We start from the raw sequence: 25,771 nt of genomic DNA, 5'->3' as shown, positions 1-25,771 counted from the left end.
TCTATTTTAGTTACAATAAAGCTTAGTTTGTCATTTCATTTATAGCTTGTACAAGCAAAATTTCATCACAATCATACAAACCTGAAGTATTAATATTGTTGTACTCAACAACTTTAAATCCATTATTCGTCTCCGCAATATCAATTACAAATGCATTTGCTAATGGGAATTGGTTAATCATTTTCATTGTGTAAGAAAGTAATTCATCAGAAGGTTTATGGACAGTGCTCATGACTTTATTTTCTTTATAACAAGAACTGGTCACGATGTTCTGATTGATGACAAAGAAACGATATTCAGCTTGTATTTCTTGTATAGGAGAAATCATTAATTTTTGACCAAGATAAGGACTATCCTCCTTACATTCTCGTTTCTGCCATGCCAAAAATTCTTCTCTTGTCACCGTTTGACCTGTAAATAACTTTGTATTCCCTGTAGGTCGAATAAAGAACTCCTCATCTATCGGATTTAGCTCCCATAAATCACCTACAATAAAATCTTTGTTTAATAGTTCATCTCCCAATACTTGCTGAAATACTTCAAATTCAAATTGGTCATTCACAAAAGAACCAGGCTCCAAATTCATTTCTTTTGCTATGTTTGCAAGAGTTTTAGAGCCATAGACCATTACCTGCTCATTACAAATAAAATCCTTTAATATCCTATCAGAATTATCTCTTGGTATTTTCGTTTCCTTATCAATCACTGTTAGTGAATTATCTTTGTTTACCCTTACAATCAAACACTCTATAGAACACTTTTCTAATGCTTTTAGAATCCGTATTGTATTGGGGTTATAATTTAGAAACTCTTGTACTAACCATTTCATTTCCGATTCTCCTTTCTTAGTATCATGTATAAAATGCAGAAGAGATATTGTTTTCACTTCCACACCTTCTTATTATTACGCTGAAAACCTCAAAGTTTCAGATTCACTAATTTTAAGGGCATGTAAATAGCCACCAAAGACCGCTCCCCCATCAATTCCAATTTTGGTTTTGCACGGAGATACCCAAACATCACAATTATTATCATCATGATGTAGATACGGAGTAGGCGTATGACCAAAAATAATGATTTTTCCTGTTTTGTTTTTTCGTTTATGAAATGGTTCTCGAATCCACAAGAAATCATCTTCCCCTGACTCTCGCCAATCCTGTAGGATTAAATTAACACCTGCATGTACAAAAATATGACTATCTGTTTCATGATAAAGAGGAAGATTTCTAAGGAACTCTACTTCTCTTGAAAATTCTCGTTTTATGTAGTCTGCAACTTCTGTCAGATTCTTAAATTCATAGCCTTCTAAAAGTGTTGAAAGGGTTTCTCTTCCTCCATTTCTGAAATAGGATTCTGCATATGAATGTGGCATGTCTAACCACTGTAAAAACATAGCTTCATGATTTCCTTTTAAAACAATAGCTCCATACTCTTCTTGTAATTTCATGGAAGTTAGAATACACCCTAAACTATCTGGTCCCCTATCAATTAAATCACCTAATAAAATAAGTTGCTCTGTTTCTCGATTCCAAGACTTAAGTACTTCATCTAAATTCTCTTTACACCCATGTAAATCACCCACTACAAAAATACTTTTCTTCATTTTTATCACTCCTCTAAATTTTATATTTTTATTCCCTTATAGATAAATAATTTAATTTTTATTACTGAATTTCTCTTGGTAATCTTTAAATACATTCTCGAAATACGATAAACTTTCGTTTCCTCTTTTAATGAATTTTGATTGCCATCTTAATTCCTCTAATAATTCTTTCCAAAAACGCTCATCTGACTTTGTAGCTCGATTTTCTACAAATTCCTTTTCTAAATAAATTAATTTACTGATAGTCATTCTATGTAATGCTTTAGCTTTTAACTTTTGCATAATTTTCATTTGTCATGTCTCCTTTTGATAAAAAGAAAGAGAGAATTATCTCCCTCTCTTTAATAGTTCACTCGACAATTTTGTTTCCCTACAATTTCTTGCATCTGTGTAATCATCGTTAAATTAAAATGAGTGTAGTTTACTTTGTAAGTATTGCCCCCAAAGATAAAATAAACAGGCACTGTACTATCTTCTGACTCATATTCCTTCAAATAATCTCTTACTTTTACAAATTGTTTTCGTGCATTATTCACGTTGCGAGACCCTAAAAGAACAATCTCTTTTGGATTCCCATCATTACCAACATCATGGATATCAATCACTCGTTTTACCATGATTTGTGTGCCTCGGTCATCCTCTTCAAATTTACCTTCAACCGCAATGATACTACCTTCATGTAACAGACCTGTACTTTGCTCTAATACGTTAGAGAATGCAACACACTTAATCTCCCCTGTTGTATCTTCTAATTTAAATACATTAAGAGGTTTATTGTCTTTTTTCGTGTAGTACGTTTCAATTTCCGTAATAATACCTGCAACACGAATAGATTTTTTATAAGAACGAACTCTATCTGCTTCATCTTTTTCATCTGTATCTTGTAAGAACCCAATCTCACAAAATTCTTCTTCAGCTAACAATGTTTCATACGAATCAAGAGGATGTGCTGAAATATAAAACCCTGCAAACTCTTTTTCCTTTTCCAATTTAAAATCAATGTTAAACTCTGTTAATGTAGGAGTTAATACCTCTCTGATTTTATCTTGGCTTAATAACGGAATATCAAAGATAGACAATTGTCCTGATTGATAGTCTTTTCGTTCTTGTGAAGCTACCAATAGTAAAGCATCTAACATCATTAATTTCGAATTACGTGTACCTTCAAAGCTATCGACTGCACCTGAGAAGATTAATGCCTCTAATACTCTTCTATCCACTTTTTGATATTTTGCCATTCGAACCGCACAATCTTGGAAATTACGGAAGTCTCCTCTTGTATCTCTTTCCTCAATTAAACGAATTGATATTTTACCCATATTTCGAATACCTTGTAAGCCAAATCGAATAGAATTCCCTTCAACCGTAAATACTTCTCTTGATTTATTTACATCTGGTGGTAAGACATCAATCTTTTGTCGTTTACTCACAGCCATGTATGCTTTGATTTTATCTGACATTGTGATAAATGAATTTAAAGTAGCACACATATATTCTGTTGGATAGTAATACGCTAAGAAACCTGTTTTAATCGCAATATTCGCATAACCTGTTGCGTGAGATTTATTGAATGCGTAACGTCCAAATTTCTTCATTCGTTCCCATAAAGCAATTGCAATATGTTCATCAATTCCATTTGCAACACAACCTGTAATTCCTTTTTCCTCTGAACCGTGTACAAAGTATTCACCATACTCATTTAAAAGAGCTTCTACTTTCTTTGCCATCCCTTTTCGAATGGTATCTGATTGTCCTCGTGTAAAGTTTGCTAATTCACGAACGATAAACATACATTGCTCTTGATATACGATGATGTTGTAAGTCGTTTCTAAAATAGGTTGCAACTGAGGAACATCATATTCAATTCCTTCAGGCTTTAACATGTTTTTAATGTAATTCGGAATTTCATCTAAAGGACCTGGGCGGTACAACGAAATCCCTGCAATTAAACGTTCAAACAATTGTTTCCCCATTTCAGCATCTAATGTATGTGCATCTTGGAATAACTCCATCATGAAGTTTGTCATTCCTGCACTCTCTAATTGGAATACCCCTGCCGTATTACCTTTTGCAATGTATTCATAGACTCGTATATCATCGAGTGGAATACTTTCAAGTGTAATGGGTTCTAACCCTAACTCTTTTCGTTTCTTATTAATATCAATAAAGGCTCGTCCCATAACACCCATTGTACGAAGACCTAAGAAGTCCATTTTTAGCAAGCCCATCTCTTCACATTCATCTTTGTTATACTGAGTTGTATGCTCATAGGCTCCTGTATCTGTGTTCTCTAATAGAACCTGAGGAATATGGTCTGTTACGGCACTTGGGGCGATTATGACACCGCAAGCATGTTGTGATACGTTACGAGGTAAACCTTCAATACGAAGAGCAATATCAACAATTTCTTTTACCTCTGCATCAGAATGATACATATTATAGAATTCTGGACTCTCATTCAATGCTTTGTTTAATGTCATACCTGGTTTTTCAGGGATGGCATTTGCAATCATATTTCCTAATGGTTTATCTAATACACGAGCTACATCTCTAACAGATACTTTTGCGGCCAATGTACCAAATGTAATAATTCGAGAAACTGCTTCTTCTCCATATAATTCTTTCACATAATCAATTACTTCTTCACGTCTTGTATCCTCGAAATCAATATCAATATCTGGCATTGAAATTCGGTCAGGGTTTAAGAATCGTTCAAAAATAAGTCCATATGGAATCGGGTCAATATCCGTAATATCTAAGGCATATGCAACTAAAGAACCACAAGCAGAACCACGACCAGGTCCTACTAAAATACCTCTCTCTTTTGCAAATCGAATAAAGTCCCATACAATAACGAAATAACCTGGGAACCCCATGGTTTTAATTGTTTCAATCTCAAAGGTTAATCGTTCTCGATATTCTTTACTTTTAAATTCTTTCTGCCCTTTAAATCGTTTCGCAAATCCTTCCCATGCTAAATGTTCAAAGTAATCCGCTTGCGATTCGAATCCTTCTGGTAGAGGGAATTCAGGTAGATAGATTTCTCCAAGTTGAATGTCAATGTTGATTCTTTCTGCAAGGTCAAGTGTATTATCAAGTAGCTCTGGCATATCCCAAAACAAATCTTCCATTTCTTCAGAAGTGTGAATGTGATAACCACTCCCTGGAAAGACCATACGATTTGGGTCATCCATTGTTGTTTTCGTTCCAATACATAACAGGATTTCATGTACAGAAGCGTCCTCAATTTCTGTATAATGGCTATCTGAAGTCGCAATTGCTTTTAAACCAAATTCTTCAGCCAATTGAAGCAACGCAGGATTTACAACCTCCTCCTCTTCACAACCATGTCTTTGGATTTCAATGTAGTAATTTTCCTTACCAAAAATATCAATCATTTTTTGTACTGTTTTACGAGCTAAATCCATATCTCCCTTAATAATCGCTTGAGGGACAAGCCCCCCTAAACATGAGCTTGTTGAGACAACACCTTCACTATATTTTTCTAACCATTCCAGTTTTACATGAGGTTTATAATACTTATTCTCAAATCCCATACTTGTTAACTTAACAAGGTTACGATAACCTGTTGCGTTAATCGCAAGTAACAACTGATGTTTACCTTCTTTTTTGCCATCTAAATTTTCAATATATGCTTCAAAACCTAATATCGGTTTTTTATTTGCTTTTTTCATTTTTTTATAGAAATCTAACGTCCCGTACATAACACCGTGGTCAGTAATCGCACTTGCCCACTCCGTTTTTGCAACCATTTCATGAATTTTTGTTGCACCATCCAATAAAGAATATCCTGTATGTCCATGAAGGCTGACATAACGTACAACATCTAATACATTTCCATTTACAACTGCTCTAAACATTTGTCTGCGTTCGAATAAGTTTCGATTGTTCTTTTCAAATTTATTTAGAGGCAATGTACAGATAAGTTCAAAATTATCATCTTTATTCTTTTTTACCGCAACTTTATCTCCTTCGAGATGCAGTTCAACGATAGTTCCTTTTTCAATGCTTAAATTAGGAAATACAACTTGCACATTACTCTCTCCTCTCCTAAATTTACGTTGACTATAGTTAATATAGATTCATTTTACATTAACTATAGTCAAAAAGTAAAGAGGAAAGAAAACTTCAGATAAAAGAAAAAAGAGCCGATGGATAACTTCCATACGACTCTTCTACTTATTACCTTGTAATTTCTCTTTTTAAAACTCTTGTTAACTCTTTGTTAATATCTGATGGGTCACAAGAAATTACCGATTTTTGATACATATCATTATATACATCTATCGTTTCTTCTCTATGTCTTTTGCTTCCGAAACAAATAGATACAACCTTTATGCCATTTTTCCTCGCTTCTTTCACAGCATCTTTTACATCTGCTTGTCCTAACTTTTGCGATGGGTAAGCAGATGGTAGACCATCTGAAAGAATCACTAATAAACGATTTCTTTCTGGACGTTGTAGTAACTCCTTAATAGCGATACGAATAGAAAATCCATCCATATTTCCACCATTAGCTTCGAAATACGCATTCCATGATTCATTGAATTTACTATCATTTGAAAACTCACTTACAGTTGTATGCATTACATTTCTTCCACTTGCTCGAAAGATAGTTGATTTAAAGGGAATAAAACCTTTTATCCCTTCTTCAATTACTGCACAAGCCTTTTGAGAACAAGATACTTTATTATTGTTCTCATCCACCCTATCCATCATAGAACCTGAACCATCAACTAACATGTATGCTACATAGTCCGTTGTTTGTGGTTGTCCTTTTTTCAAGAATACATTGTAATCTTTTGTCCCGACTTTCCAAATCGAAGACGTATCAAGTATTCCTTTTCTTCTATGTCTGGAATCATATGTTTTTTTATTTTTAAATATTTCCTCGATTTCTTTTCTAAATCGTTTTCCATCTCTTTTTATATCTTCCGTTAACTCTCTATTTCTCTTTGTGATGGGAGATATAGTAAGTGTTGGCTTTTGTTTTCCGTATTTATTATCACTATATGCCTCCTGTACATCATTTACTTCTTTTTTTGTCACACCTTTATCTATCTTGGCCTTTTTCTTAGATTCTTTCTTTTGCTTATCCTCTTCCTTTTTTGCATTTTTTAAAGCAAACTCAGCATCTTTCATTGCATCTTTTCGTACATTTTCAATGATATTTTCTACAATACTATCATCTGAAATTGAATTCGATTTAGATTCATCTTGTTTACTTGTATTGTTTACATCGGATTCCTCTTCTGTTCCTTCTTGTGTTTCTTCATTTTCAGCAGAATCTTCACCTTCCTTAGAATCCTCATTATTTTCACTCGTTGAGTTAGCTTCACCTAAACGCTCTTCTTGTTTTGGGTCGCCTTCTTCTCCCTTCATATCACCTAAAATACCATTGCCATCCCCCTCATTTTGTTCCTGTTCTTGAGAAGAATCATCCTTAGATTCTTCCTCGGATTTAAAATGAACTGAAATTGCATTTCCTGGATTTTCAGATGATGTTGTATCAGGATTTTCACAAGTATATTGTGTGTAATCTGACATGTCATCTACAGACATCTGATTTCCTTCATCCTTTAACAACTCTGCAAGATAAGGAGCTGTGATTTCAATAATTCTCATGCATCTATTTGCACAACCTTGTGCAGTAGACTCATTGATTCCTTTAATCGTCATTGTTTTTATCTTATTTAATTCTTTTTCCATTCTTGTATTTTTATAATGTACCTCAAAATCTTTTGGGAATAGACCTGTTACAGAATAGCTTGTAATGGAATATAAAAAATCTTGTAATTCATTTTCTTTTCTTATAGGCTGTTCTTTCCAAAGAGTAGCATTTAAGAATTGAATATGTTTTTTATATCCTTTTTTTCTATTACACAGGCGTTTTTCGATACGACCATCCTCTACCGAGTTTAGTACATGTTTCGCAATTTTCATCCCATGATTTTGATGGATTTGAAATTTTTCATTTAAATACTCAGAACCATCTTTTAAGAACATTTTTAGAACCCTGTAGTCAGAGGATTTTATATGCTCTGATTCATGTCCTGTTAGAGCCTTTAATGCTGAAAAAATCTCTTCATATGAAAATGATTTCTCTACAAAAATTTCAGGAAGTCCCACCACGATTTTCTTAAAATCGGTATAACTACTTCCCCCAACATTTAAACTAAATGGAATGTCTGTTCTTCCTAATAAATTGAAAATAACCATGTTGAGTTGATTATAAATGGATTTTCTGTTAAAATAATCTATGATGTTTTTTGTTTTGTTACTATGTTGTATCATAACGAAAAATATCTCCTTTTTAATTGATTTTTTGAATACCTGTTGAAGACGGAGTGACGGAAATCACTCCGTTTTCTTTTTATGCAAGTTCATTATCAATTACATTCATCACGTAATATCTATAGTCCTCATCTTCAATTCGGTTTGCCACATTATCAATGATTGCTTCTTTCAATCCTAAATCCTCTGCTACTTCTAATGCAGAAATAAACCCTCGAATTGTTAAGCAATTTTTTGAGATTTGACCACCTTCTACCATTGCGAAAATATTTTTATAAATCTTATCCGCATCTTGAATATCAATTAACGTTGCAGATGGAACACGTACTCGTAACGTTTCAATAATGCTTTTATTAGATGGGAATAAAATTGGTGTAAATCTATCCATAGTCGCCTCGTTCAAAGGATTGGTTCCTATGTAATCTTTATTCATTGTTAGCATGACACCAAAGTTTTGCCCCGCTTCTACCCAACCATATCCAGGCACTTGCATAGCTCCACGGTCATCAACTGCTGAGTGAATTTGCACTAACACAGATGGGTCAACAGTATTCACCTCATCTAAGTTTATAAAAGCTCCAATTTCCATTGCTTCTACAAATGCTTCTTTCTCAAAAATCACATTTGAAAATGGTTTTCCGTCTTCATTTGTTCCTTGTTCAAAAGACTTAGAACCAAGTAAATCCATCTTATCGAATTGGCTATTTAAAGACACTTCAAACAATGGCCTTTGATAAATCCACGCTAAAGTTCGAACAAACACGTTCTTTCCTGTACCTTTTTCTCCTTCTAAACGTAAATGTTTTCCTTTGTTTGTATACACGACAGCTTTTTTCACTGCTCCAAACGTATCTTTGAATAAAGTCTCAGGTTTTTTAGGAATACGGTTTGCCACATCCTCGTCATACTTTCTATATGTTTCAAAAGTAAGAATAATATGTTTTTCCGAAACATCATTACTTCGAAGATATGATTCAATTGCTTCTAACTCCTCTTTTTCAATTCCTACTTTATTCATCACTTCTTCTTTTACATCTTTTAATGTATTTACATCATCTGTTTCAGCTACTTGGTTAAAAATAGACTCATCAATTTTAAAAGAAACTGTATACGTAGTTGGTTTGATATCTATTACTTTACCCACTACTTCATTTAACACTTGTAACCCTTTCTTTAAAGATTGAACTGATTCATCATTACTACTCAGGTTTACTTCACCTGCGGGCTCACCTTGAAATAACGTAGTGATTTTATCTGTCTCTTTTTTAAATGAAACTAACGTTGTATCACCTTGTTGAAAAGCTTTTATCACTTTTGTTTTCCCTGTATATTGTCTAAGGCTTCCTTTCACAATTACCTCACGTTCCAATATTTTAACAGAATGACTCATATCTTTATCTACAGCTCCTTCTTCGTTCTCCTCGTCAATCATCACACCTATAGTCAATCCAATCTTACTCATCCATCCATTACTTGATTGAATGGATGGATGAGATTCTACTCTACCTTCAATGCTATCATTAGTCATTTTAGCATGTAATTCTTTATTTGATATGCCTGTTAATGAAAGGATTCTTCCTGATACGTGACCTAATTTATTACCTCTTGAATCTACACATTTTACTGCAAATTTATCTTTTGGATGATTTGGGTCTTTTATCAATTCTACCTTTGTACCCACTCTAACATAATCCAAATGCTTTGCTCCTACCACTGCTACCTGTACCTTTTTCATTTTCATTCTCTCCTTTTTATACAATTTATAAAAATACCTGTTTCTTATAATCTCTTTATTATAGTAATATGAAACGTTTTTTACTAAAAGTTATGAAGGTAACTTTTATTTGAATTACAAAAGAGAAAGGCAGGATTTTACCCTACCTTTTTCTCCATATATTCACTTCCAAATGATGTTTTTTTCTCTACTACAATACCTAAACGAGTCATCTTAGTTAATTCGTTAGCAATATCAACCATTGATACATTTCTTCCTGCTCTTTCGTTAATATCTTCATGAATTTTTGGAAGTTTCCCCATTTTAATAGGTAAAAACTCTTTTAATACTTTACTTAAATCATTCTTTTCCATATCCTCGATAAACATATGAAACTCGTCAAATGGGTCAAGCATATGTGGTGATTTTGTAAAGGTTGTACGGAATCGAACCGCAAATGTTTTAGGTAATGTTGCAGAGGAGACAAAACAATGACCTGATGGTAACTCTGGTAAACGTTTCATTTCATCTTCTGTCAAATTCGTTTCTTTTCGAACCATTTCCATATCGTCTGCTGTATTTAAACGATAGATAAATTTTGTATTCAACTGTGCCACAATTGTCGGGTCTAAAGCATCTGGTTTTTGTGTACAGAAAATCTCAAACACACCATATTTACGAGCTTCTTGTGCAATCTTTTTCAACACCTTTTTCGTAGGTGAAGAATGACGTGGTGCAAAGTTATGTGCTTCATCAACAATAACGAAAAACATTGGAAAGAACTCAGGTCTCTCTCCACCATGTTCTTGATAATCTTGATAGTCTCTACGTTTTTTATAGAGTTTTTTTAGAATATATGAAGCTACCATTTGTTGTCGTAACATATCTCCGCGAATCACTGCAATTTTCCCTTGCTTCATCGCAGATTCTACACCATCAACATCGCCTACAAAAATATTTGTAGATTCTAAAGCATCCAATTTCCAAGATAATGCTTGTAAGGTTTTACTTCCTGAAACCCTATTTTTATTTCTTGTGTAAAGTAACACTTGCTCATCTGTTAATTCATCTTCAGGTGATGTTTGTTTTCCAAATTTAGTACTTGGTTTGGGATTTTCATGTACCTCAAAAGCTACTTTTAAATTGATAACTTTGTTTTTCAAATGTGCTAACGTATCTCCTTTTTCATATAAAACTTCTAATGCCCCTCGTTGTGGTTCTGTTAATTCTCCCACGAAATCAAATAGACTCATCAGTTCATCCAATTTTAATTCATGGAAATTAATCCCCACATCTCTTCCAATATAAAAAATTTGGTTTCTATCTTGAAAATCATGAACAAGATTACTATCTAAAACATTTAATCCATCCATCGGCTCCACAAAATTCATTTCATTATGAGGGTCAAATGCTACACCTGGAATACGAATCTTTTGAATCTCCTCTTCAATTACTCGTAATCCAAATGTTTTACCTGAACCTGATGTTCCAAATACACCAATATGGGGATATTCTCGGAATTTGCGATAGTTCAACACAAAAGGAACACCCTCTTGATGAACGGCTCCACCGCCCTTCCATAGAGGAGAAATATTTGTTAATTCTTGCGGTAAATTGGATTGCATTTCTTCTGTACCTAAGATAACTCCTAAAGTTAAAGCATCTAATGGTTTTGCATGAATTAATATTTTCTCCATTTCCTTAAATGTGGTATCTCGAACAATTTCATTTGGCGTTACTGGTTTTGTTAAAGTCTTCAAAACTTTTACTCTTGCAATGTGAGTTTTTCTATCATTTACAATCTCTTTTGATAACCCTTTTACAATATCCAATGCAAATCCTTCAGGCATGATAGACTCTGATAAAAATGGAACTGTAGTTGTATTTAAAACTTCAACAGGTAAATCCCCATGTAATTCATCATTAATCATTAAATATTCGTTTTGAATAAATGGCTTATCTTGTGAAACAATGTATACTTCTCGCACTGTGGTTTTCCCCATTACAAATCCTCTATTTGCCACGTAAAAACCTCTCCTTTTCTATTTATCGTGTCTTACTCTACTTTTAATTCTATTTTCTTAAAGGAAGCAGGGAGATTAATCTATCTTCTCTGCTATCGTTGTTCCGTTTTCATCTAACTCCATACGAAATACGCTGTCAGACACAAGAGGCATATACGTATCCTCATGTGATACGAGGAAGGTTTGCCTTCCCGTATAGTCAACTAACTCCCTAATAAGATGGGCTGTATTCTCTGATGGCTCTTTGGAAACATATTTGGTAGGCTCATCTAAGAAGAATCCTGCTTTATTATTGTCTCCTACAAGTAAATTGACTGATGCAAAAGTAGCTAATGAGACAATATCCGCTCTTCCCCCACCATCTTCTTGAGCAGGGTCTGTTTCCACTACTTCATTTGGATACTGTGCTTTTACTAATACGTCTGCAACGGGAACACCACGGGCACTATCTAACTGAATATCTACTGAAAGATTGTCACCCATAACCATTTGCAAGGATGATGTAGCTGTTTGCGAAAGAATCTCTTTTCCATTCTCTCTTGCTTCTTTTGATGCCCTTTCTAACAACTCTTTCATCATCGCATGATGTTCTTGTTTACCCTTTAAACTCTCTAAAAGACTTTCATTTTCTGCGAACTGCTTTTTATGTAAATTTAATGTACCTAAATCGGTATGATATTTGTCTTTCATATTACCCAATTCCTTGATAATGTCAGAATAATTCATGTCATCCACTCCCTTTTGTTAAAAATACAAAATCTTTAAAATATGCTTCATCTATTGTTATTAGCGGGATTTTTGTCTCTTTATCACATACAGTACATATTGTTTTATTAGCGATTATCTGATAAGCCATCGAAGAAGAGTTGTCCTTGAAAAACGATAGTCCAAGCTTCCCCCCACATTCACATTTCGTAATCATACTGATACTGGATATTTTTCTTTTATATATTTAATCACCTTATTTGCATCTACTTTGGCAAAATCCGAATCAATATCAGGTAGCTTCGCTTTGTCACCATCATTTACGTTTACGTCTAAAGGAATCATACTTGGTACATTATCTAAACTTTCCGCATACACAATATAAGCCATTAAGCTAAACGATTTCTCAATACCATTTAGGTCTACAACCATCTCATGATTTCGAATCATATTTCGATTATCCTTGGTTTCTGACCAAACTTCCCCATCTCGTGAGATAAAGCCACTCTTTCTAAGTTCTCCTGTATATACACAGTTAATGCTTTCAATGTAATTACTCTCATCGGATTTATACCATACACGAATTCTTTCATTTTTCTTAAACCCTTTTACTATTTCATATAGGTATTTATAGCTTTCGATGATAATCCAATTCTCTATCAATTCTTTTACTGACATACCTAATGTTTTGCAACGTGTATACTCACCGTTTTTAAATGTTTTATAATGAACACTGTATCCGAAACTTGAAGGAGTTAAATGACCTACAACATCACTGTTCCTATTTTTTGCATATACCATATCCACCACTCCATTTTATTATTGACTATAGTATATAACATATATACTTTTAAGTAAAATATTTTTTATATAAAAGGGAGCTCTTTTTTGAGCTCCCTTTCCTTATTTATGCTATTTCCTTCACATTTTCAATTATTTCTTCCTCTACAAAGCGAATTCTCATAAGAGCTTGTACCATTTCAACTTGGATTTTTTCTCCTAATTCATTGAATAATTTACTACTTGCAAACAAGAATTCTTCTATTGGTTTCTTCTGATTGTACACTGCTAATTTAACATCTTGTTTCAAATCTGTTAAAGAATCAATATGATGAATCCAATTTTTATCCACGATTTCTAATAGAATTTGCTTCATTTGTTCTTGAATTTCATTTTGAACCACAAGCTCTTTTTTCACTTCAAAGGCATCCATACAATTCTGTAATACAGATTCTTTGATTTCTTCAATATCCTTCTGTAATGCATCATCCACATTGACTACACCAACCATTGAATATTTCATTTCTAAAGTACGTTTCATTTCTTCCAATGCAGGTTGTAAATCTTCATCTTGTCCAAATTCTTCATACTTGTGGAGTTTTTCAGCAATTACTGATTCAAAGACATCTCTGGCCATACTGTCTAACTGTCCTACGATATCAAAGTTTGGTTCTAATACATCGTCCCTTTGTTGATAGATGACTTTTCGTTGTTCGTTAATAATAGAATCGTATTTCATCGTTTCCTTACGAGCATCATAGTGCATTGCTTCTAAATTTCGTTGGCACTTACCAATCGCTTTTGTAAGGAATTTATTTTCCACTGCATCATTATCATCTTTAGGCATAAGTGAAATCATTTCCTTAATTTTATCTGATGCAAATACTCGCATTAAATCATCTTCAAAAGAAACATAGAAACGACTAATCCCTTTATCACCCTGACGACCAGAACGACCTCTTAACTGGTTATCAATTCGTCTATTATCATGACGTTCAGAACCAATAACTTTTAAGCCACCAACCTCTGTAACACCTTCGCCTAACTTAATATCTGTACCACGACCTGCCATGTTAGTAGCAATTGTAACTGCTCCTTTTTGTCCTGCATTCATAATGATTTCAGCTTCAATATCATGAAACTTTGCATTTAAAACTTGATGAGGGATTCCCTCTTTTGTTAATAAGTCTGATAACTCCTCTGATTTTTCAATTGTCGAAGTACCAACTAATACAGGCTGTCCCTTTGCGTGTGATTTTTTAATATCTTCCACAATAGCAATAAATTTTGCTTTCTCTGTAAAATACAACTTATCTTGTTTATCTTTTCGTTGCACAGGCTGATTTGTAGGAATGACAACAACCTCTAAACCATATGTTTCACGAAATTCAACTTCTTCCGTTTCTGCTGTACCTGTCATGCCTGATAATCGCTTATATAGTAAAAAGAAGTTTTGATAGGTAATAGAAGCTAATGTCTTGTTTTCTTCTTGAATTCGAACACCTTCTTTTGCTTCCATAGCTTGGTGTAATCCATTCGAATATCGTCTTCCTTCTGACACACGTCCTGTATGCTCATCAATAATAAAGACCTCTCCATCTTTCACTAAATAATCTTTATCTCTTTTAAAGAAGTAGTGAGCTTGTAGCGATTGGTCTACATGATGACGAATTGTAGTATTCTCTAAATCCGCATAGTTTTTCATACGGAACATCTTTTCTGCTTTTTCCATACCGCTATCAGTCAACATAACAACTCGAATCTTTTCATCTACTGTATAGTCATCCTCATGTAAAGAACGGACAAACATATCTACAATTGCATACCATTGAGAAGGTTCTTCGCCTGGTCCTGAAATGATAAGCGGTGTACGTGCTTCATCTAATAGAATGCTATCCACTTCATCGACAATACAGAAATGTAGAGGTCTTTGCATCTTATCTACTTTTCTCTTCACCATGTTGTCCCGTAAATAATCAAATCCAAGTTCTGAATTGGTGATATAGGTAATATCTGAATGGTAAGCTTCTCGCTTTTCTTCCATTGTTAACTCTCCTGTAATTACAGAGCTACTTAGTTGTAAGTAATCATATAGTGGCTTCATAATACCTAAATCTCGTGTTGCTAAGTAATCATTTACTGTTACAACATGTACTCCTTCACCACTAAGGGCATTCAAATATACAGGTAGTGTGGCAACCAATGTTTTCCCTTCACCTGTCTTCATTTCTGCTACATTTCCTTCATGTAAGATAATGCCACCAATTAATTGAACCTCGTAATGCCTCATTCCTAATACTCGACTGGAAGCCTCACGACATACAGCAAACGCCTCTGGCAATAGGTCATCAACCGTTTCTCCCTTTTGAAGACGTTTTTTAAATTCTGCTGTTTTTCCTTGCAATTCTTCATCTGACAAGGATTTCATTTCATCTTCTAATGCAACAATACTTTTGATTTGCTTTGTTACTTTCTTCACTTTGCGTTCAGAATTTGTTCCAATTATTTTATATAAAAGATTCATTTTATCCGCTCCTAACTACGTTCTTTATTCCTTTATAGTATCACTGCATATAGACTTTAGTCAATGAACATGTTATTTTAAGTAAAAAATATTTTACATTATACGTTTACTATAGTAAAATATAATTATGAATAATAATGAAGGAAGTACAATACATGAATTCTCGATTACTTAGAAAGTTTTACTGTAGATAATAAATAATTTGTATTACAAAGGAGATTCCATAATGAAAGAACCCAAGTTCAAAGGATTTAGCACAAAAACAAATCAATGGCATTTCGGATTTGGATATTACATTAACCATTACACTGATAAATTCAAAGCAGAGAAAGGTATAACTGATAACATCACTCTCTACACAGAATGTAGTCCTGTCATTGTTGAAATGGAATCTGTAGGTCAATATGCCACTACGGTAACAGATATTGACCATACCCCTCAAGAATTGTTTGCAGGAGATATTATTCGTTTTCGATACAAAGGTGAATGGAACCCTTGGTCTGAACCTATGGTGATTGAATGGGGTGGCGATGAGTATCCTGCATTTGATGTAAAAGGTCATTCATATGATTGCAATTTACTATCACTATTCGTTAAAAGTGGTGAATATGAAATTGAATACTTGGGAACCGCTTATAAAAATCCCGAACTACTAACCTCTTATAAATAAAAAAAGTAAAGGATGAAGAAAAATGTTAAATTCGAAATCAATTCAAGATATGGCAGATAGATATACAGCATACCAACAATGTTTTCAACATGGAGAATCAGAGAACCCTTGGGATAAAGCTTACGAAAAAGCAGTAGAGTGTATGGATGATATTCCTAAATTAATTGATGACGTAACCTACTTGCGAAGTCTAATTAAAGGATTGCAACGGGTGAAAGTTCATACATGCACAGTTCCATCATCTGACTGTTGGTATAAAAATAGAATACACGAAGAGTTCTTTTTATGTCCTTTAACAGAAGGATATTCCGATAGATATCATGTACTTGTAAACGTTGAAGGTCAAATAAAAATTTGTCCAATTAAAAAAGAAGATGTTTCGTTAGTTGGACAACTACTATTACTTGATGAAGCTCATTTTCCACTTATTAATCACAACCGTAAATAATATATAAATCAGAACAAAGACCTATTGTTTATTACAATAGGTCTTTCTCACTTATATGTAAAATATACAAACTGTAAGAGGTGTATACACTATAAGCTATCATTTATGAATTTTTAAGCCCCAAAGAACATTGCCCCTCTCATCATCCATATAAATGGTGTAAAAAATAAAACAGTATTTAATATCATTCCAAATTTCGACCATGAACTTTTCTCGTTTTTAAAAGAAAAATGAGCTAAAGCAAATCCAATTGGACAAAGTATCAGCGGAAAGAAAATAGGCAGTCCTTCCAAAACAGTTGGGATAACCTCGCATAAAAAATTAATAATGAGCATTGTTAATACAAGGGGTATTAATATGGATATAATCGTTCATACATTTTTTACATTCACCGTAGCATCCCTCCTTTCACCATGAAAAGTATAATTATTGTTATTGTACATGTTTTAGAATCTACCTATAACCTTCTTATATACAATAGCAACCATTAATTAAAATTCATTTCATATTCGTCATCGTTATACCTATCAAAAAATCCCATACTCCTAAAAGTAAGGGATTCTATTAGTCTATAAAATTAGAATCGCTTGAATCCTAATAGATGTTTCTTCCAATATGGACTATTAATATCTGAAATTGCGATTGTTGGTTCTTTCGCATTAATAAATTCATGGTCATTTAACATGATTCCAATATGAGAAGGACCCGCTTTGTATGTGCCTTGGAAGAATACAATATCACCCGCTTGAGGTGTTGCAACTTGTGTGAATCTATTAGAATCCCAATATCCAGTTACATTCGTTCTACCAATACTAAATCCTGATTGATTCAATACATAGTAAATGAATCCACTACAATCCATTCCTCCTACACTTGGATTAGAACCACCCCATACATATTTCATTCCTAAGAATTTCTTGGAGAATTCTAACATCTGTTGTTTATTTCGACTTACTGGTTCTGACACTTGTCCAGTTCCTGTTTGTCCATTATTTCCAGACGTTACATTCCCTTGTTTTGGTGACTCATTTGTTTGAATGGCAAAATCTTTACTAATAAACCCTTTTCGTCCATTGAATGAAATTTCTAACCATCCATTCACTTCTGCCGTAGACGTTACAACCGTCCCCATATGTAATTTACCAAGAATCGTTGAGGCAGTCGTTCCACTCTCACGTACATTCAGCGTTGTTGTATTTATCTTGTAATTGCTTGTTTTAGAAACTTGATTAGGAGTTTCTTTATTACCTGCATCTACGCCAATCTTCACAAAATCCTTACTTACAAATCCTGATGTATTATCAAATGAAATTTGATACCAATTCCCTGATTCTCCAGTAATTGTTACATTTTTCCCTCTTGTTAATCGACCAACCTTTCCAAATTGTGTACCTGCTCCTTCTCGAACATTTAACACGTCTGCCGTTACAATACCTTTTTTACCACCTGTTGTAGCCGTAGGATTTGTTGTAGCAGGCTGATTAGGTTGATTATTACCTTTGTTTTGTGATTGGCTATTAGAGACAAATTGAGAGCTTACAAATCCCGCTTTTCCATCGTAGTTAATTTTGTACCATTCTCCTTCTTTACCTGTAACACTAAGATAATTCCCTTCAAATAAGCGACCAATCTGCTCAAACTGTGTACCTGCTCCACTTCGCACTTTTAACACATCTGCTGTTACTACATAACTACCATTTGAAGATACTTGAGTTTGCGTATTACCTCCTGTATGAGGGTCTGAAACAACTAACTTATCTCCAACATGTAGTACGTTCGATTGCAAACCACTCCACTCCCGAACTTTGTTGTAATCTACACCATATTTATGGCCAACATCCCAAAGTGTATCCCCTTTTTGTACAGTGTGAGTCATCGCTTCTGCATTTACTGTTTGACCAAACATCCCTAAAGCACCTACAACCACGCACGTACCTAATCCTACAATTGACTTTTTCATTTATTACAGCTCCTTAATCCATTTCGTTCATTGACTATAGTAAATATATTAACATGCACAAAAACTATAGGCAATGTATTTTTAGGAAATAATAGATAAATAGTCAAAATGAATTTAAAAACAAAACCCCTCCGAAACATAAACCTATATACACAAAAAAAAGAAAAGACCTTCTTTTACAAAAAAATAAACAATAAAAAAGGATAGTAGAACATATTGTCTACTACCCTAAATTTTATGATGCTAACCAACGAGAGAAGAAGTTTAGCAGTTCTGGAGCGAATAACACACCAGTATATACGAAAACGGAAATCCCCATTCCAAGAAGACCTTTTCCTACGAATCCAAATAAAGCCACGATAGCAAAAATGATAAATGCAATTACAGCTAATGGCTGAATAAAGGTTTGTAAGAACTTAACTACGTCATATCCTTTTCTTTCAGCCCAATTACTTGCTTGGTCAATAGAAACTGATGGCACTTCTTTATCTGGGGCATAATCAAATTTCCTACTATTTGTTTTAATAGCATCTCTATTGATTGCCTCTACCTTATTAGTTGTCACGCTCTCTTCTGCGTGAGCCTGTATTTGGACAAGTGGTAAAATGAGTAATACCGCAATCCAAAATGCAAAGAAGAGATTTTTTGGTTTTTCAATAACATGCATAGTTGCCACCACCTTTTTATTAAAATCTATATATTATAGATATAAAGATAGGTTTTCATAACCATGCATTGTCGAATTAACTCAAAAAAGAGTATGAAATTTTAAATCTCATACTCTTTGTGTTTCATCATTCTTAATCCATATTGTCTGGTATTAATTCTTCCACTGTTTCATCAACTAATTTCCACAAATAATCATTTGAGAATCCCCATTGTTTATAAATAATTTCCTGACATCTAATGCTTAATATAGCTCTATTACTCTCTTCATTTGAGAAACTCATTTTTTTAAATTCCTCTTTTACTAAAGTTATTACTCTCGTATCTAATTCTGTATTGTTTATTTCTCTTCGCTGTTCTTTTTCCAGAATCTCCACTAATCGCTCTTTTTCAGTAGTTGTTAAAGACAATAATTGACCACCTTTGATTTTATTAATCATTTTAGTTATCATAATATTCTCTCCTCTTTAAATATAATTTATAAATTATAAATACCTAATTTTTACTCTGCTCATGTATTTTAGATTAATAAATCGGAATTTATAATTCATATCAATTAACAAATAAAAAAGAAGTGCAATACCCTATTTTTGCGGATTCTTAGCACTTCTTAGTTGCTCTCATTTTCACAATACAGTAAGCGTTTCATCTATTTGCACGTCTAAAATTATTATTCTATAAATAGAAAGTATTATCTCTTATAAGGAGGTAATTCTTCTTCCAGTTCCTCTACATCATTCATTAAGTCATCTACCCTATTTCTTAATCTTTTTGTTCTTTCTTTTTCCAATTTAAGTGCTGTTTCAAGTTCTTTTGTAATAAAAATAAATCTCTTAGCCAATTCTCGCAAGGCATCTTCTGTATATTTCTCAGTTCTTAGTAATTCATCTAATTCTTCGATAGATAAATTTATCAACTTTTTTGTATCAACAATGACTTCGTTCATTCTTTTTCACCTTCTTGCTTTAAATCGACTTTATCTTCACTCTCTTCTTTAGTATTTTCAGATTTTTCTCCATAAACATTTTTGATAGTGGTATTCCAACTCTCAAACCAATTATCAGATTTCTTTTTTTCATCTTTCATGTTATCAACACTCCAATTAGTAAATCTTTACTTAATTTCTTCTTTTTCTTTTATTAAGTACAGAAGAACCCCCACAGCTAAAGCGGTGGGAGTGGTTAGGTTACTATTTTTAATCTTAAATCTTTTCATTTCTTTTTACAATCTATTGCGACTAATTCCATTCTTTACACAAGTCATCATCATCATCTACTTCCTTATGTATTTTATTTTCTACACAAATCAATTGTGTACCCGTAGTCATGGAATGCGAACACGACAAACAAGAATAGTCTGGCTTTCCAATCCAACGAGAATCATTTTCTTTTTTCAACTCTTTGATTAATTCACCCTTAGTCATTTTTGTATTCCCTTCCTGTTATTTCCCATTTTACATCACTATACGTTCCCTCGCCTCGAATGATTGACGGGACTTCAGGTTGCGTCGCATCAAACTCTGCCATTTGTTCAATTGTCATACCTTTATCATAATCTTCCTTATTAGGCTCATATTCCCATGTTACAGTCATGGTTAACTTAATCCTCTCTGTCATTACATTCCCTGCTTTCACTATTTATACTCGTTTTATTGTGCTTTAATTATTCTTTTTCTGTTTTTTTGTTATATAACATGACATATAATCCACCATCCTCTGGATTTTCTATCCCATGTAAAATAATTGATGTCCAATAACCATCTAAAATCATACGTTTAATAAATAGTCTATCAAGACCACCATTTTGAGGGAATCCACTGTACTCAAACTCTTGCTCATCCAATGCATGTGAGCAATTCTCCTCGAATCCATAACATCCAAATATTCCTTGAAAGACATCTTCTGTATCACTACTTTTTTTGAAGCCATTTTCAAAGATAACTGTTACTTTGTCCGTAGAACAAATTTTTTGGAATATTTCTCTATATTCACCTTGAAAATCAATCAAACATGTCATTTTTCTGTTAGGCGTACTATTCCTTGTAAGGGACGAAACAATCTCCCAAGCTTCTTTTGGTAATACATAATTCAAATCATTATTTGTATAAGAAATCATAATATATTCTCCTCCATTTAAATAAATATTAATATTTTCATTAACAATAGTCAATTAAATATAAACATATATTATCACTCAATCACTCCTCTTTTAATTATTTCAATGCAAAATACCTGTTTTATATATTTGTATTATCATATGCAATTAAGATGTAGACATTCTATAGAGAAGCAAAGGTTATCTTCATAACTTTAGTACGTTTCGTATTTTGAAACAAAACATACTTTTATTACAATAAAAAAAGAGGGAGAATGTCTCCCTCTTACCTTATTATTTCAATGCACGTCCTACACTTGTAACACTGCCCCAATTGTTAATTTTAGAAACTTTGATTCTATCATTTGATTGAGGAGCATGAATGTATTCATTGTTACCAATATACATTCCTACATGGTGAGCAGGTTTTCCCCAGAATACTAAATCTCCTGGTTGAGCTTGGTCTTTTGCGATATTTGTAGCCCATGCTTGCTGTTCTCTTGCAGTACGAGGAATGTTCACTCCTGCTTTTTTATATCCATATTGCATGAATCCTGAACAGTCAAACCCTGGATATTCTACTGGATATCCTCCAATCCAAGCACCTGTTTTTCTTGCAGGTTCCCACTCTCCATTTGCTAATTTCTTAGGTGGTGTTGTACCACCCCAAGCATACCAAGAACCAATAAATTCTTTTAAGTATCCATAGATTTCTTGAGCTTTTTGGCTACCTTCAATACTCATTGGTCCTCCCCCACCTGGAGTAGAAGTACCATTACCTCCACCACTTTGTGTACCTTCTCCAGTAACAAATGGTGTTGCATCTACACGTTGCCCTTTATAAACAACTTCCAAATGCATGACTTCTCCACTTTCTGTGGTACCACCTGCTGTACCAATCTTATCTCCTTTTTTGATTTCTTGTCCTTCTTTAACATCAACAGTTCCCAGATTACCGTAGATTACAATAGCATTTTTATATTGAACCTCTACCATTTTTCCTAAATATCCACCTTCAGCATTACTGATATTTATTACCTTTCCTTTATCTGAAACAGATTTTATTTCCGTTCCACTTGGAGCAAGAATATCTATCGCTTGATGCAATCCTTTACTTTCTCCTTCAGGCACTAAACCAAAAGGTTTTACAATAGTTGGAGGGTCAATATCTACTGGTTTACTAAATCCATCTGGGAATACCTTGTTTACATCCAATCCATTTTTTTTGCCTCCCCATGATGTACCTAATGGGTTTTTAAATAATTGAGAAAAACGTTCTTTCCACATTTCATCTGTCATATCATCAAACTCAGATAAGTATTTTTGTTCCTCCATAACAAACATCATATTAATAACGTCTTGTGAACGATTTTCTCTTATCTGGTTTTTATACATAATCCCTGCTTCAATTGGTTTCATAGGGTCATGTAATGGTTTATCTGGGAATAGGGTACCCCAAAATTCTTTTAATTTCCCAAAGATGTTTTTGATTAAAGCGCCGAAACCAAAGTCTCCACCGCCCCCTTTTACTTCTAATCCACTTGCTGAACCAACTTCAAGATTTCCATCAGCCATTACTTTTGTTCCATCTTCTTTCATTACCCAAGGTGCTTTACTTTCAGGAGAAGCATAGTAACGTAATACATGTTCTATGTATTTTGCATCACCGTAAGTGCTACCACTCCATTTAAAGTATTTAGAAGGATTGTTATGAACCTCGTCACGGAACTTCATCCATCCAGTGTCTCCCGTATTCTGTCTAATTTCATCAGATGTTTTACCTGTTTCTTTTGCATACAAATCCACAATGGCATTTGTACCACCAGGTCCATAATTGTAGGCTTGAATAGAAAGTAATACATTGTAGAAATTGCCTTTTAATCGAGAAGCAAATTCCATTGTACCTGCTTTAATATTCGCATCCACATCCGTTACATCCCCAGGACCACTTATGTTCATAGTTTCTTCTTGCTTTGTTTGGAAGTTAAATGCGGTTACACCTTTGATAACCTCTCCAGGTTTTTCAACTTGCATTAAGCCAACCGCCGCACCATTGTATCCTCTACCACCTGGTAAGCTTCCTTCGTGGTCACCACCTGATTCTTGTGAGGCTTTAGCAACTAATAAATAAGGGTCTACACCAAACATATCTCCATATTTTTTGAATATCTCAATATATTGAAGTGATTTCTTGTAATTCTCAGAGTCAGCTCCTTCTCCTAACTTAAACTCACCCATATCTACTTGCCCACCGCCTTGTTGTGCTTGAGCATCCTTTTCATCATGTTCTTTTAATAAGGCTTCTAATTCTTTAATGTCTTTATTTGTACGAGTTTCCACATTAAACCCTATGGCCGCATCTATTGGAACACGAGATTTAAAGTTTTGTAGATAATCTTTGAAATAGCGATTACCTGTAACACCTGATGTATCTGGTTCTCCATCGTATTCAGGGGTTTGCTCCCACATTGTTCCTTCTGCATATCTAAACATAGTAACTTCTTCTTCATACCATTCTTTTTCTTCGTATGTTTCTGTAATTGGTTGTGAATTTGGTACAATTGTTTCACTTCCATTAGCATCTTTGAATAACGGAAGACCTACTCCATTTGTTTTAGCACGAGTCTTTGTAACCATCTTCCATTTTTTAACTTTTTGTTTAAATGATATTTTTTCCTCGTATCGTTCTCCTGTATCTTTCCACTCATTTGTAATTTTATTTGAAATATTTCCCGCAGGAGATGCGACTTTATCAATCATCCAAGTCTTCTTTGGAAATCCTTCGACAGCCTTCTTGTGTTCTTCTTGCTTATCTTCAGCGATATTTTGCTTTTGAACAACCTGCTGTTTTTCTTCATCCCAAACATCTTCATAAAGAACTTTCCCTCTTCCTTCTTTTTGTTCTTCATATTCTTGGTAATGAAGAATTGGAGCGAACCCATAATCCCAGACACCTTTTTCTTTTTTATCAGCTATACGCACATCTTTTGTATCGTAGCTATTACTTTCTGCAACTAACAAACCTTTATCATCAGTTAATGGCTTTGCTTCTAATGTTTCAGGGTCATGATAGACTGGTTTTAAAAATTGCTCTGGAAATCTGAACTTATTCTCAAATAAGAATTCGTCAAGAGTCCATAACATGTTGGGACTTAAATAAAACATTTTTTCCCTGTCATTCTTGTCTTTAATATTTCTACTTTTTATTTCAGGGTCTTCTGCTGTATACAGTTTTTTTTCATCGCCTACTGTTATGTAATATGAGCGGTCAGAAAAGTAAGTATAAAAGGCTTTTACAACTTTATTACCTGGAGACAGATTAATCGCTTGCCATTGTCCTTGTTTGTTCTTTTTTAATTTATTATCATGCTTTTCGTCTTCCATTTGATAGCCCTGTTCTTTCCCTCGACTTTCAAAAATAGTGTCAAAAATAACAGTAAATAAATAGAATATAAGAATAGCAATTAGTAGATACGGAAGAATAGCAATTACAAGTGATTTCAAGGCACCAAAAACTGCTTTTAAAATCATTTTCGCTCCCTTTTTCAATGCCTTCATTGCCATTTTCCCTGTCTTTTTTGCACCCTTTTGCATCGTTTTATTCATTTGTTCTTCTGCTATTTTCGAGGTGGCATCTGTACCATTTTTATTCTCTTCATTCATTGAATTCTCCCCCTTTCAAAGCTTTATCTCTATTCTATTCTTTTACTATTATTGTTATCTATATATAACGAGTTCTACCAAGTTTTAACTATAGTGAAAAATAAAACAAATAAAAAAGGATAGACGTTAGCAAAGAAAAATCGCCATTGTCTATCACTCTCTTATTCCTTTTAAAAACACAAAAAGGGCTCCATCACCAAATAGGTAACAGAACCCTTTCATGTTAAAAATCTATTTTTATTTGAACTGCAAGAAAAATAGAAATCTTAATCTTTTAATCTTCCCATTTCTCGCAAGTATTGTTCTCGATTTCGTTTTAATTTCGGTCTCTCTTTCAATTGGTATATACCTGCATCAATAATTTTGTACAGAGAGTACGCAACTAAAAATATTAAATAACCATCAAGTAATTCTTGTAACATACTATCATCTCCTTTTTTTGTAGAGTTATCACAAACCCTTCCTGTTTTTTTAATATTTATTTATATAATTATATTATATACGTTTAATACTTATTCGTCAATTATTTTTTTCTAAAATAAACTAATTATTTAATGTAGTGAATATAAAAAGAGACTTATCGTTTTTCATACGACAAATCTCTC

22 protein-coding genes are annotated in these 25,771 nt (G+C 33.6%); 2 read left to right on the top strand and 20 right to left on the bottom strand.

What is annotated here, in order from left to right:
- Positions 1 to 22: 22 nt before the first annotated feature.
- The 10 genes from MHB52_RS34040 to secA all read right to left on the bottom strand — a co-directional run bounded on the left by MHB52_RS34040 (position 23) and on the right by secA (position 15,665).
- The gene (locus MHB52_RS34040) at positions 23 to 829 is read right to left on the bottom strand and encodes an ATP-grasp domain-containing protein (protein ID WP_061662847.1); all 807 of its coding nucleotides are present in this window, start codon (positions 827 to 829) and stop codon (positions 23 to 25) included.
- Between the two features lie 75 nt (positions 830 to 904).
- On the bottom strand, positions 905 to 1,603 hold the full coding sequence (locus MHB52_RS34035) for a metallophosphoesterase family protein (protein WP_061662706.1): 699 nt from the start codon (positions 1,601 to 1,603) through the stop codon (positions 905 to 907).
- A 51-nt stretch (positions 1,604 to 1,654) separates the two neighbouring features.
- The gene (locus MHB52_RS34030) at positions 1,655 to 1,894 is read right to left on the bottom strand and encodes a hypothetical protein (RefSeq protein WP_000700015.1); all 240 of its coding nucleotides are present in this window, start codon (positions 1,892 to 1,894) and stop codon (positions 1,655 to 1,657) included.
- Positions 1,895 to 1,944: 50 nt separating this feature from the next.
- A complete protein-coding gene (dnaE, locus tag MHB52_RS34025) occupies positions 1,945 to 5,658 on the bottom strand; it encodes a DNA polymerase III subunit alpha (protein ID WP_061662707.1) in 3,714 nt (1,237 codons plus the stop codon).
- Positions 5,659 to 5,806: 148 nt separating this feature from the next.
- On the bottom strand, positions 5,807 to 7,918 hold the full coding sequence (locus tag MHB52_RS34020) for a hypothetical protein (RefSeq protein ID WP_253703211.1): 2,112 nt from the start codon (positions 7,916 to 7,918) through the stop codon (positions 5,807 to 5,809).
- Positions 7,919 to 7,997: 79 nt separating this feature from the next.
- Entirely contained in the window at positions 7,998 to 9,653 is a 1,656-nt protein-coding gene (locus MHB52_RS34015; RefSeq protein ID WP_253703213.1) for an AAA family ATPase, read from the bottom strand.
- A gap of 137 nt (positions 9,654 to 9,790) precedes the next feature.
- A complete protein-coding gene (locus tag MHB52_RS34010; protein WP_061662709.1) occupies positions 9,791 to 11,656 on the bottom strand; it encodes an ATP-binding protein in 1,866 nt (621 codons plus the stop codon).
- 75 nt (positions 11,657 to 11,731) lie between these two features.
- Complete coding sequence (locus MHB52_RS34005; protein ID WP_001109581.1) at positions 11,732 to 12,382, bottom strand: hypothetical protein; 651 nt, start codon at positions 12,380 to 12,382, stop codon at positions 11,732 to 11,734.
- A 192-nt stretch (positions 12,383 to 12,574) separates the two neighbouring features.
- Positions 12,575 to 13,162, bottom strand: coding sequence for a hypothetical protein (locus MHB52_RS34000; protein WP_061662711.1), 588 nt, complete (start codon positions 13,160 to 13,162; stop codon positions 12,575 to 12,577).
- A 106-nt stretch (positions 13,163 to 13,268) separates the two neighbouring features.
- A complete protein-coding gene (secA, locus tag MHB52_RS33995) occupies positions 13,269 to 15,665 on the bottom strand; it encodes a preprotein translocase subunit SecA (RefSeq protein WP_061662712.1) in 2,397 nt (798 codons plus the stop codon).
- Positions 15,666 to 15,891: 226 nt separating this feature from the next.
- On the opposite strand from secA, the gene MHB52_RS33990 reads away from it, so the two are divergent.
- Together MHB52_RS33990 and MHB52_RS33985 are read left to right on the top strand one after the other, a co-directional pair.
- Positions 15,892 to 16,335 carry a hypothetical protein gene (locus tag MHB52_RS33990; protein ID WP_061662713.1) on the top strand — a complete coding sequence of 148 codons (444 nt, stop codon included), beginning with the start codon at positions 15,892 to 15,894 and terminating at the stop codon, positions 16,333 to 16,335.
- A gap of 22 nt (positions 16,336 to 16,357) precedes the next feature.
- A complete protein-coding gene (locus MHB52_RS33985) occupies positions 16,358 to 16,783 on the top strand; it encodes a hypothetical protein (RefSeq protein WP_061662714.1) in 426 nt (141 codons plus the stop codon).
- A gap of 577 nt (positions 16,784 to 17,360) precedes the next feature.
- Here MHB52_RS33985 and MHB52_RS33980 read toward each other — a convergent pair.
- The 10 genes from MHB52_RS33980 to MHB52_RS33935 form a co-directional block, all read right to left on the bottom strand.
- Positions 17,361 to 18,743 (bottom strand): C40 family peptidase, encoded by a 1,383-nt coding sequence (locus MHB52_RS33980; protein ID WP_061662715.1) that lies wholly within the window; start codon positions 18,741 to 18,743, stop codon positions 17,361 to 17,363.
- A gap of 235 nt (positions 18,744 to 18,978) precedes the next feature.
- Complete coding sequence (locus MHB52_RS33975) at positions 18,979 to 19,410, bottom strand: hypothetical protein (RefSeq protein WP_061662716.1); 432 nt, start codon at positions 19,408 to 19,410, stop codon at positions 18,979 to 18,981.
- 133 nt (positions 19,411 to 19,543) lie between these two features.
- Complete coding sequence (locus tag MHB52_RS33970; protein WP_061662717.1) at positions 19,544 to 19,861, bottom strand: hypothetical protein; 318 nt, start codon at positions 19,859 to 19,861, stop codon at positions 19,544 to 19,546.
- 239 nt (positions 19,862 to 20,100) lie between these two features.
- A complete protein-coding gene (locus MHB52_RS33965) occupies positions 20,101 to 20,355 on the bottom strand; it encodes a hypothetical protein (protein ID WP_061662718.1) in 255 nt (84 codons plus the stop codon).
- The gene (locus tag MHB52_RS33960) at positions 20,352 to 20,495 is read right to left on the bottom strand and encodes a hypothetical protein (RefSeq protein ID WP_170951679.1); all 144 of its coding nucleotides are present in this window, start codon (positions 20,493 to 20,495) and stop codon (positions 20,352 to 20,354) included. Before MHB52_RS33960 ends, MHB52_RS33965 begins: the two co-directional genes overlap by 4 nt.
- A 151-nt stretch (positions 20,496 to 20,646) precedes the next feature.
- Complete coding sequence (locus MHB52_RS33955; RefSeq protein ID WP_061662719.1) at positions 20,647 to 20,832, bottom strand: hypothetical protein; 186 nt, start codon at positions 20,830 to 20,832, stop codon at positions 20,647 to 20,649.
- Positions 20,825 to 21,025 carry a hypothetical protein gene (locus MHB52_RS33950; protein ID WP_061662849.1) on the bottom strand — a complete coding sequence of 67 codons (201 nt, stop codon included), beginning with the start codon at positions 21,023 to 21,025 and terminating at the stop codon, positions 20,825 to 20,827. Before MHB52_RS33950 ends, MHB52_RS33955 begins: the two co-directional genes overlap by 8 nt.
- Before the next feature lie 46 nt (positions 21,026 to 21,071).
- Positions 21,072 to 21,524 carry a hypothetical protein gene (locus tag MHB52_RS33945; RefSeq protein ID WP_061662720.1) on the bottom strand — a complete coding sequence of 151 codons (453 nt, stop codon included), beginning with the start codon at positions 21,522 to 21,524 and terminating at the stop codon, positions 21,072 to 21,074.
- 273 nt (positions 21,525 to 21,797) lie between these two features.
- Positions 21,798 to 25,166, bottom strand: a complete 3,369-nt coding sequence (locus tag MHB52_RS33940) for an NlpC/P60 family protein (RefSeq protein ID WP_061662721.1) — start codon at positions 25,164 to 25,166, stop codon at positions 21,798 to 21,800.
- 266 nt (positions 25,167 to 25,432) lie between these two features.
- Entirely contained in the window at positions 25,433 to 25,588 is a 156-nt protein-coding gene (locus MHB52_RS33935; protein ID WP_172796987.1) for a hypothetical protein, read from the bottom strand.
- Positions 25,589 to 25,771: the final 183 nt, after the last annotated feature.

Origin of the sequence: Bacillus sp. FSL K6-0073 (assembly GCF_038006085.1) — a bacterium.
Taxonomy (GTDB): Bacteria; Bacillota; Bacilli; order Bacillales; family Bacillaceae_G; genus Bacillus_A; species Bacillus_A cereus.
Note: the sequence above shows the minus strand (reverse complement) of the source record. Positions and strands in the feature narration are given on the sequence as shown.

What these genes read in the sequence shown, in the direction of transcription:
- MHB52_RS34015 (WP_253703213.1), bottom strand. Translation starts at nt 9,653, where the DNA reads ATGAAAAAGGTACAGGTAGCAGTGGTAGGAGCAAAGCATTTGGATTAT.
- MHB52_RS33965 (WP_061662718.1), bottom strand. Translation starts at nt 20,355, where the DNA reads ATGAACGAAGTCATTGTTGATACAAAAAAGTTGATAAATTTATCTATC.
- MHB52_RS33950 (WP_061662849.1), bottom strand. Translation starts at nt 21,025, where the DNA reads ATGACAGAGAGGATTAAGTTAACCATGACTGTAACATGGGAATATGAG.
- MHB52_RS34000 (WP_061662711.1), bottom strand. Translation starts at nt 13,162, where the DNA reads ATGGTATATGCAAAAAATAGGAACAGTGATGTTGTAGGTCATTTAACT.
- MHB52_RS33960 (WP_170951679.1), bottom strand. Translation starts at nt 20,495, where the DNA reads ATGAAAGATGAAAAAAAGAAATCTGATAATTGGTTTGAGAGTTGGAAT.
- MHB52_RS34020 (WP_253703211.1), bottom strand. Translation starts at nt 7,918, where the DNA reads ATGATACAACATAGTAACAAAACAAAAAACATCATAGATTATTTTAAC.
- MHB52_RS34035 (WP_061662706.1), bottom strand. Translation starts at nt 1,603, where the DNA reads ATGAAGAAAAGTATTTTTGTAGTGGGTGATTTACATGGGTGTAAAGAG.
- MHB52_RS34030 (WP_000700015.1), bottom strand. Translation starts at nt 1,894, where the DNA reads ATGAAAATTATGCAAAAGTTAAAAGCTAAAGCATTACATAGAATGACT.
- MHB52_RS33990 (WP_061662713.1), top strand. Translation starts at nt 15,892, where the DNA reads ATGAAAGAACCCAAGTTCAAAGGATTTAGCACAAAAACAAATCAATGG.
- MHB52_RS33945 (WP_061662720.1), bottom strand. Translation starts at nt 21,524, where the DNA reads ATGATTTCTTATACAAATAATGATTTGAATTATGTATTACCAAAAGAA.
- MHB52_RS33955 (WP_061662719.1), bottom strand. Translation starts at nt 20,832, where the DNA reads ATGACTAAGGGTGAATTAATCAAAGAGTTGAAAAAAGAAAATGATTCT.
- MHB52_RS33985 (WP_061662714.1), top strand. Translation starts at nt 16,358, where the DNA reads ATGTTAAATTCGAAATCAATTCAAGATATGGCAGATAGATATACAGCA.
- MHB52_RS33970 (WP_061662717.1), bottom strand. Translation starts at nt 19,861, where the DNA reads ATGATAACTAAAATGATTAATAAAATCAAAGGTGGTCAATTATTGTCT.
- MHB52_RS34040 (WP_061662847.1), bottom strand. Translation starts at nt 829, where the DNA reads ATGAAATGGTTAGTACAAGAGTTTCTAAATTATAACCCCAATACAATA.
- MHB52_RS33975 (WP_061662716.1), bottom strand. Translation starts at nt 19,410, where the DNA reads ATGCATGTTATTGAAAAACCAAAAAATCTCTTCTTTGCATTTTGGATT.
- MHB52_RS33980 (WP_061662715.1), bottom strand. Translation starts at nt 18,743, where the DNA reads ATGAAAAAGTCAATTGTAGGATTAGGTACGTGCGTGGTTGTAGGTGCT.
- MHB52_RS33935 (WP_172796987.1), bottom strand. Translation starts at nt 25,588, where the DNA reads ATGTTACAAGAATTACTTGATGGTTATTTAATATTTTTAGTTGCGTAC.
- MHB52_RS33940 (WP_061662721.1), bottom strand. Translation starts at nt 25,166, where the DNA reads ATGAATGAAGAGAATAAAAATGGTACAGATGCCACCTCGAAAATAGCA.
- MHB52_RS34005 (WP_001109581.1), bottom strand. Translation starts at nt 12,382, where the DNA reads ATGAATTATTCTGACATTATCAAGGAATTGGGTAATATGAAAGACAAA.
- secA (WP_061662712.1), bottom strand. Translation starts at nt 15,665, where the DNA reads ATGAATCTTTTATATAAAATAATTGGAACAAATTCTGAACGCAAAGTG.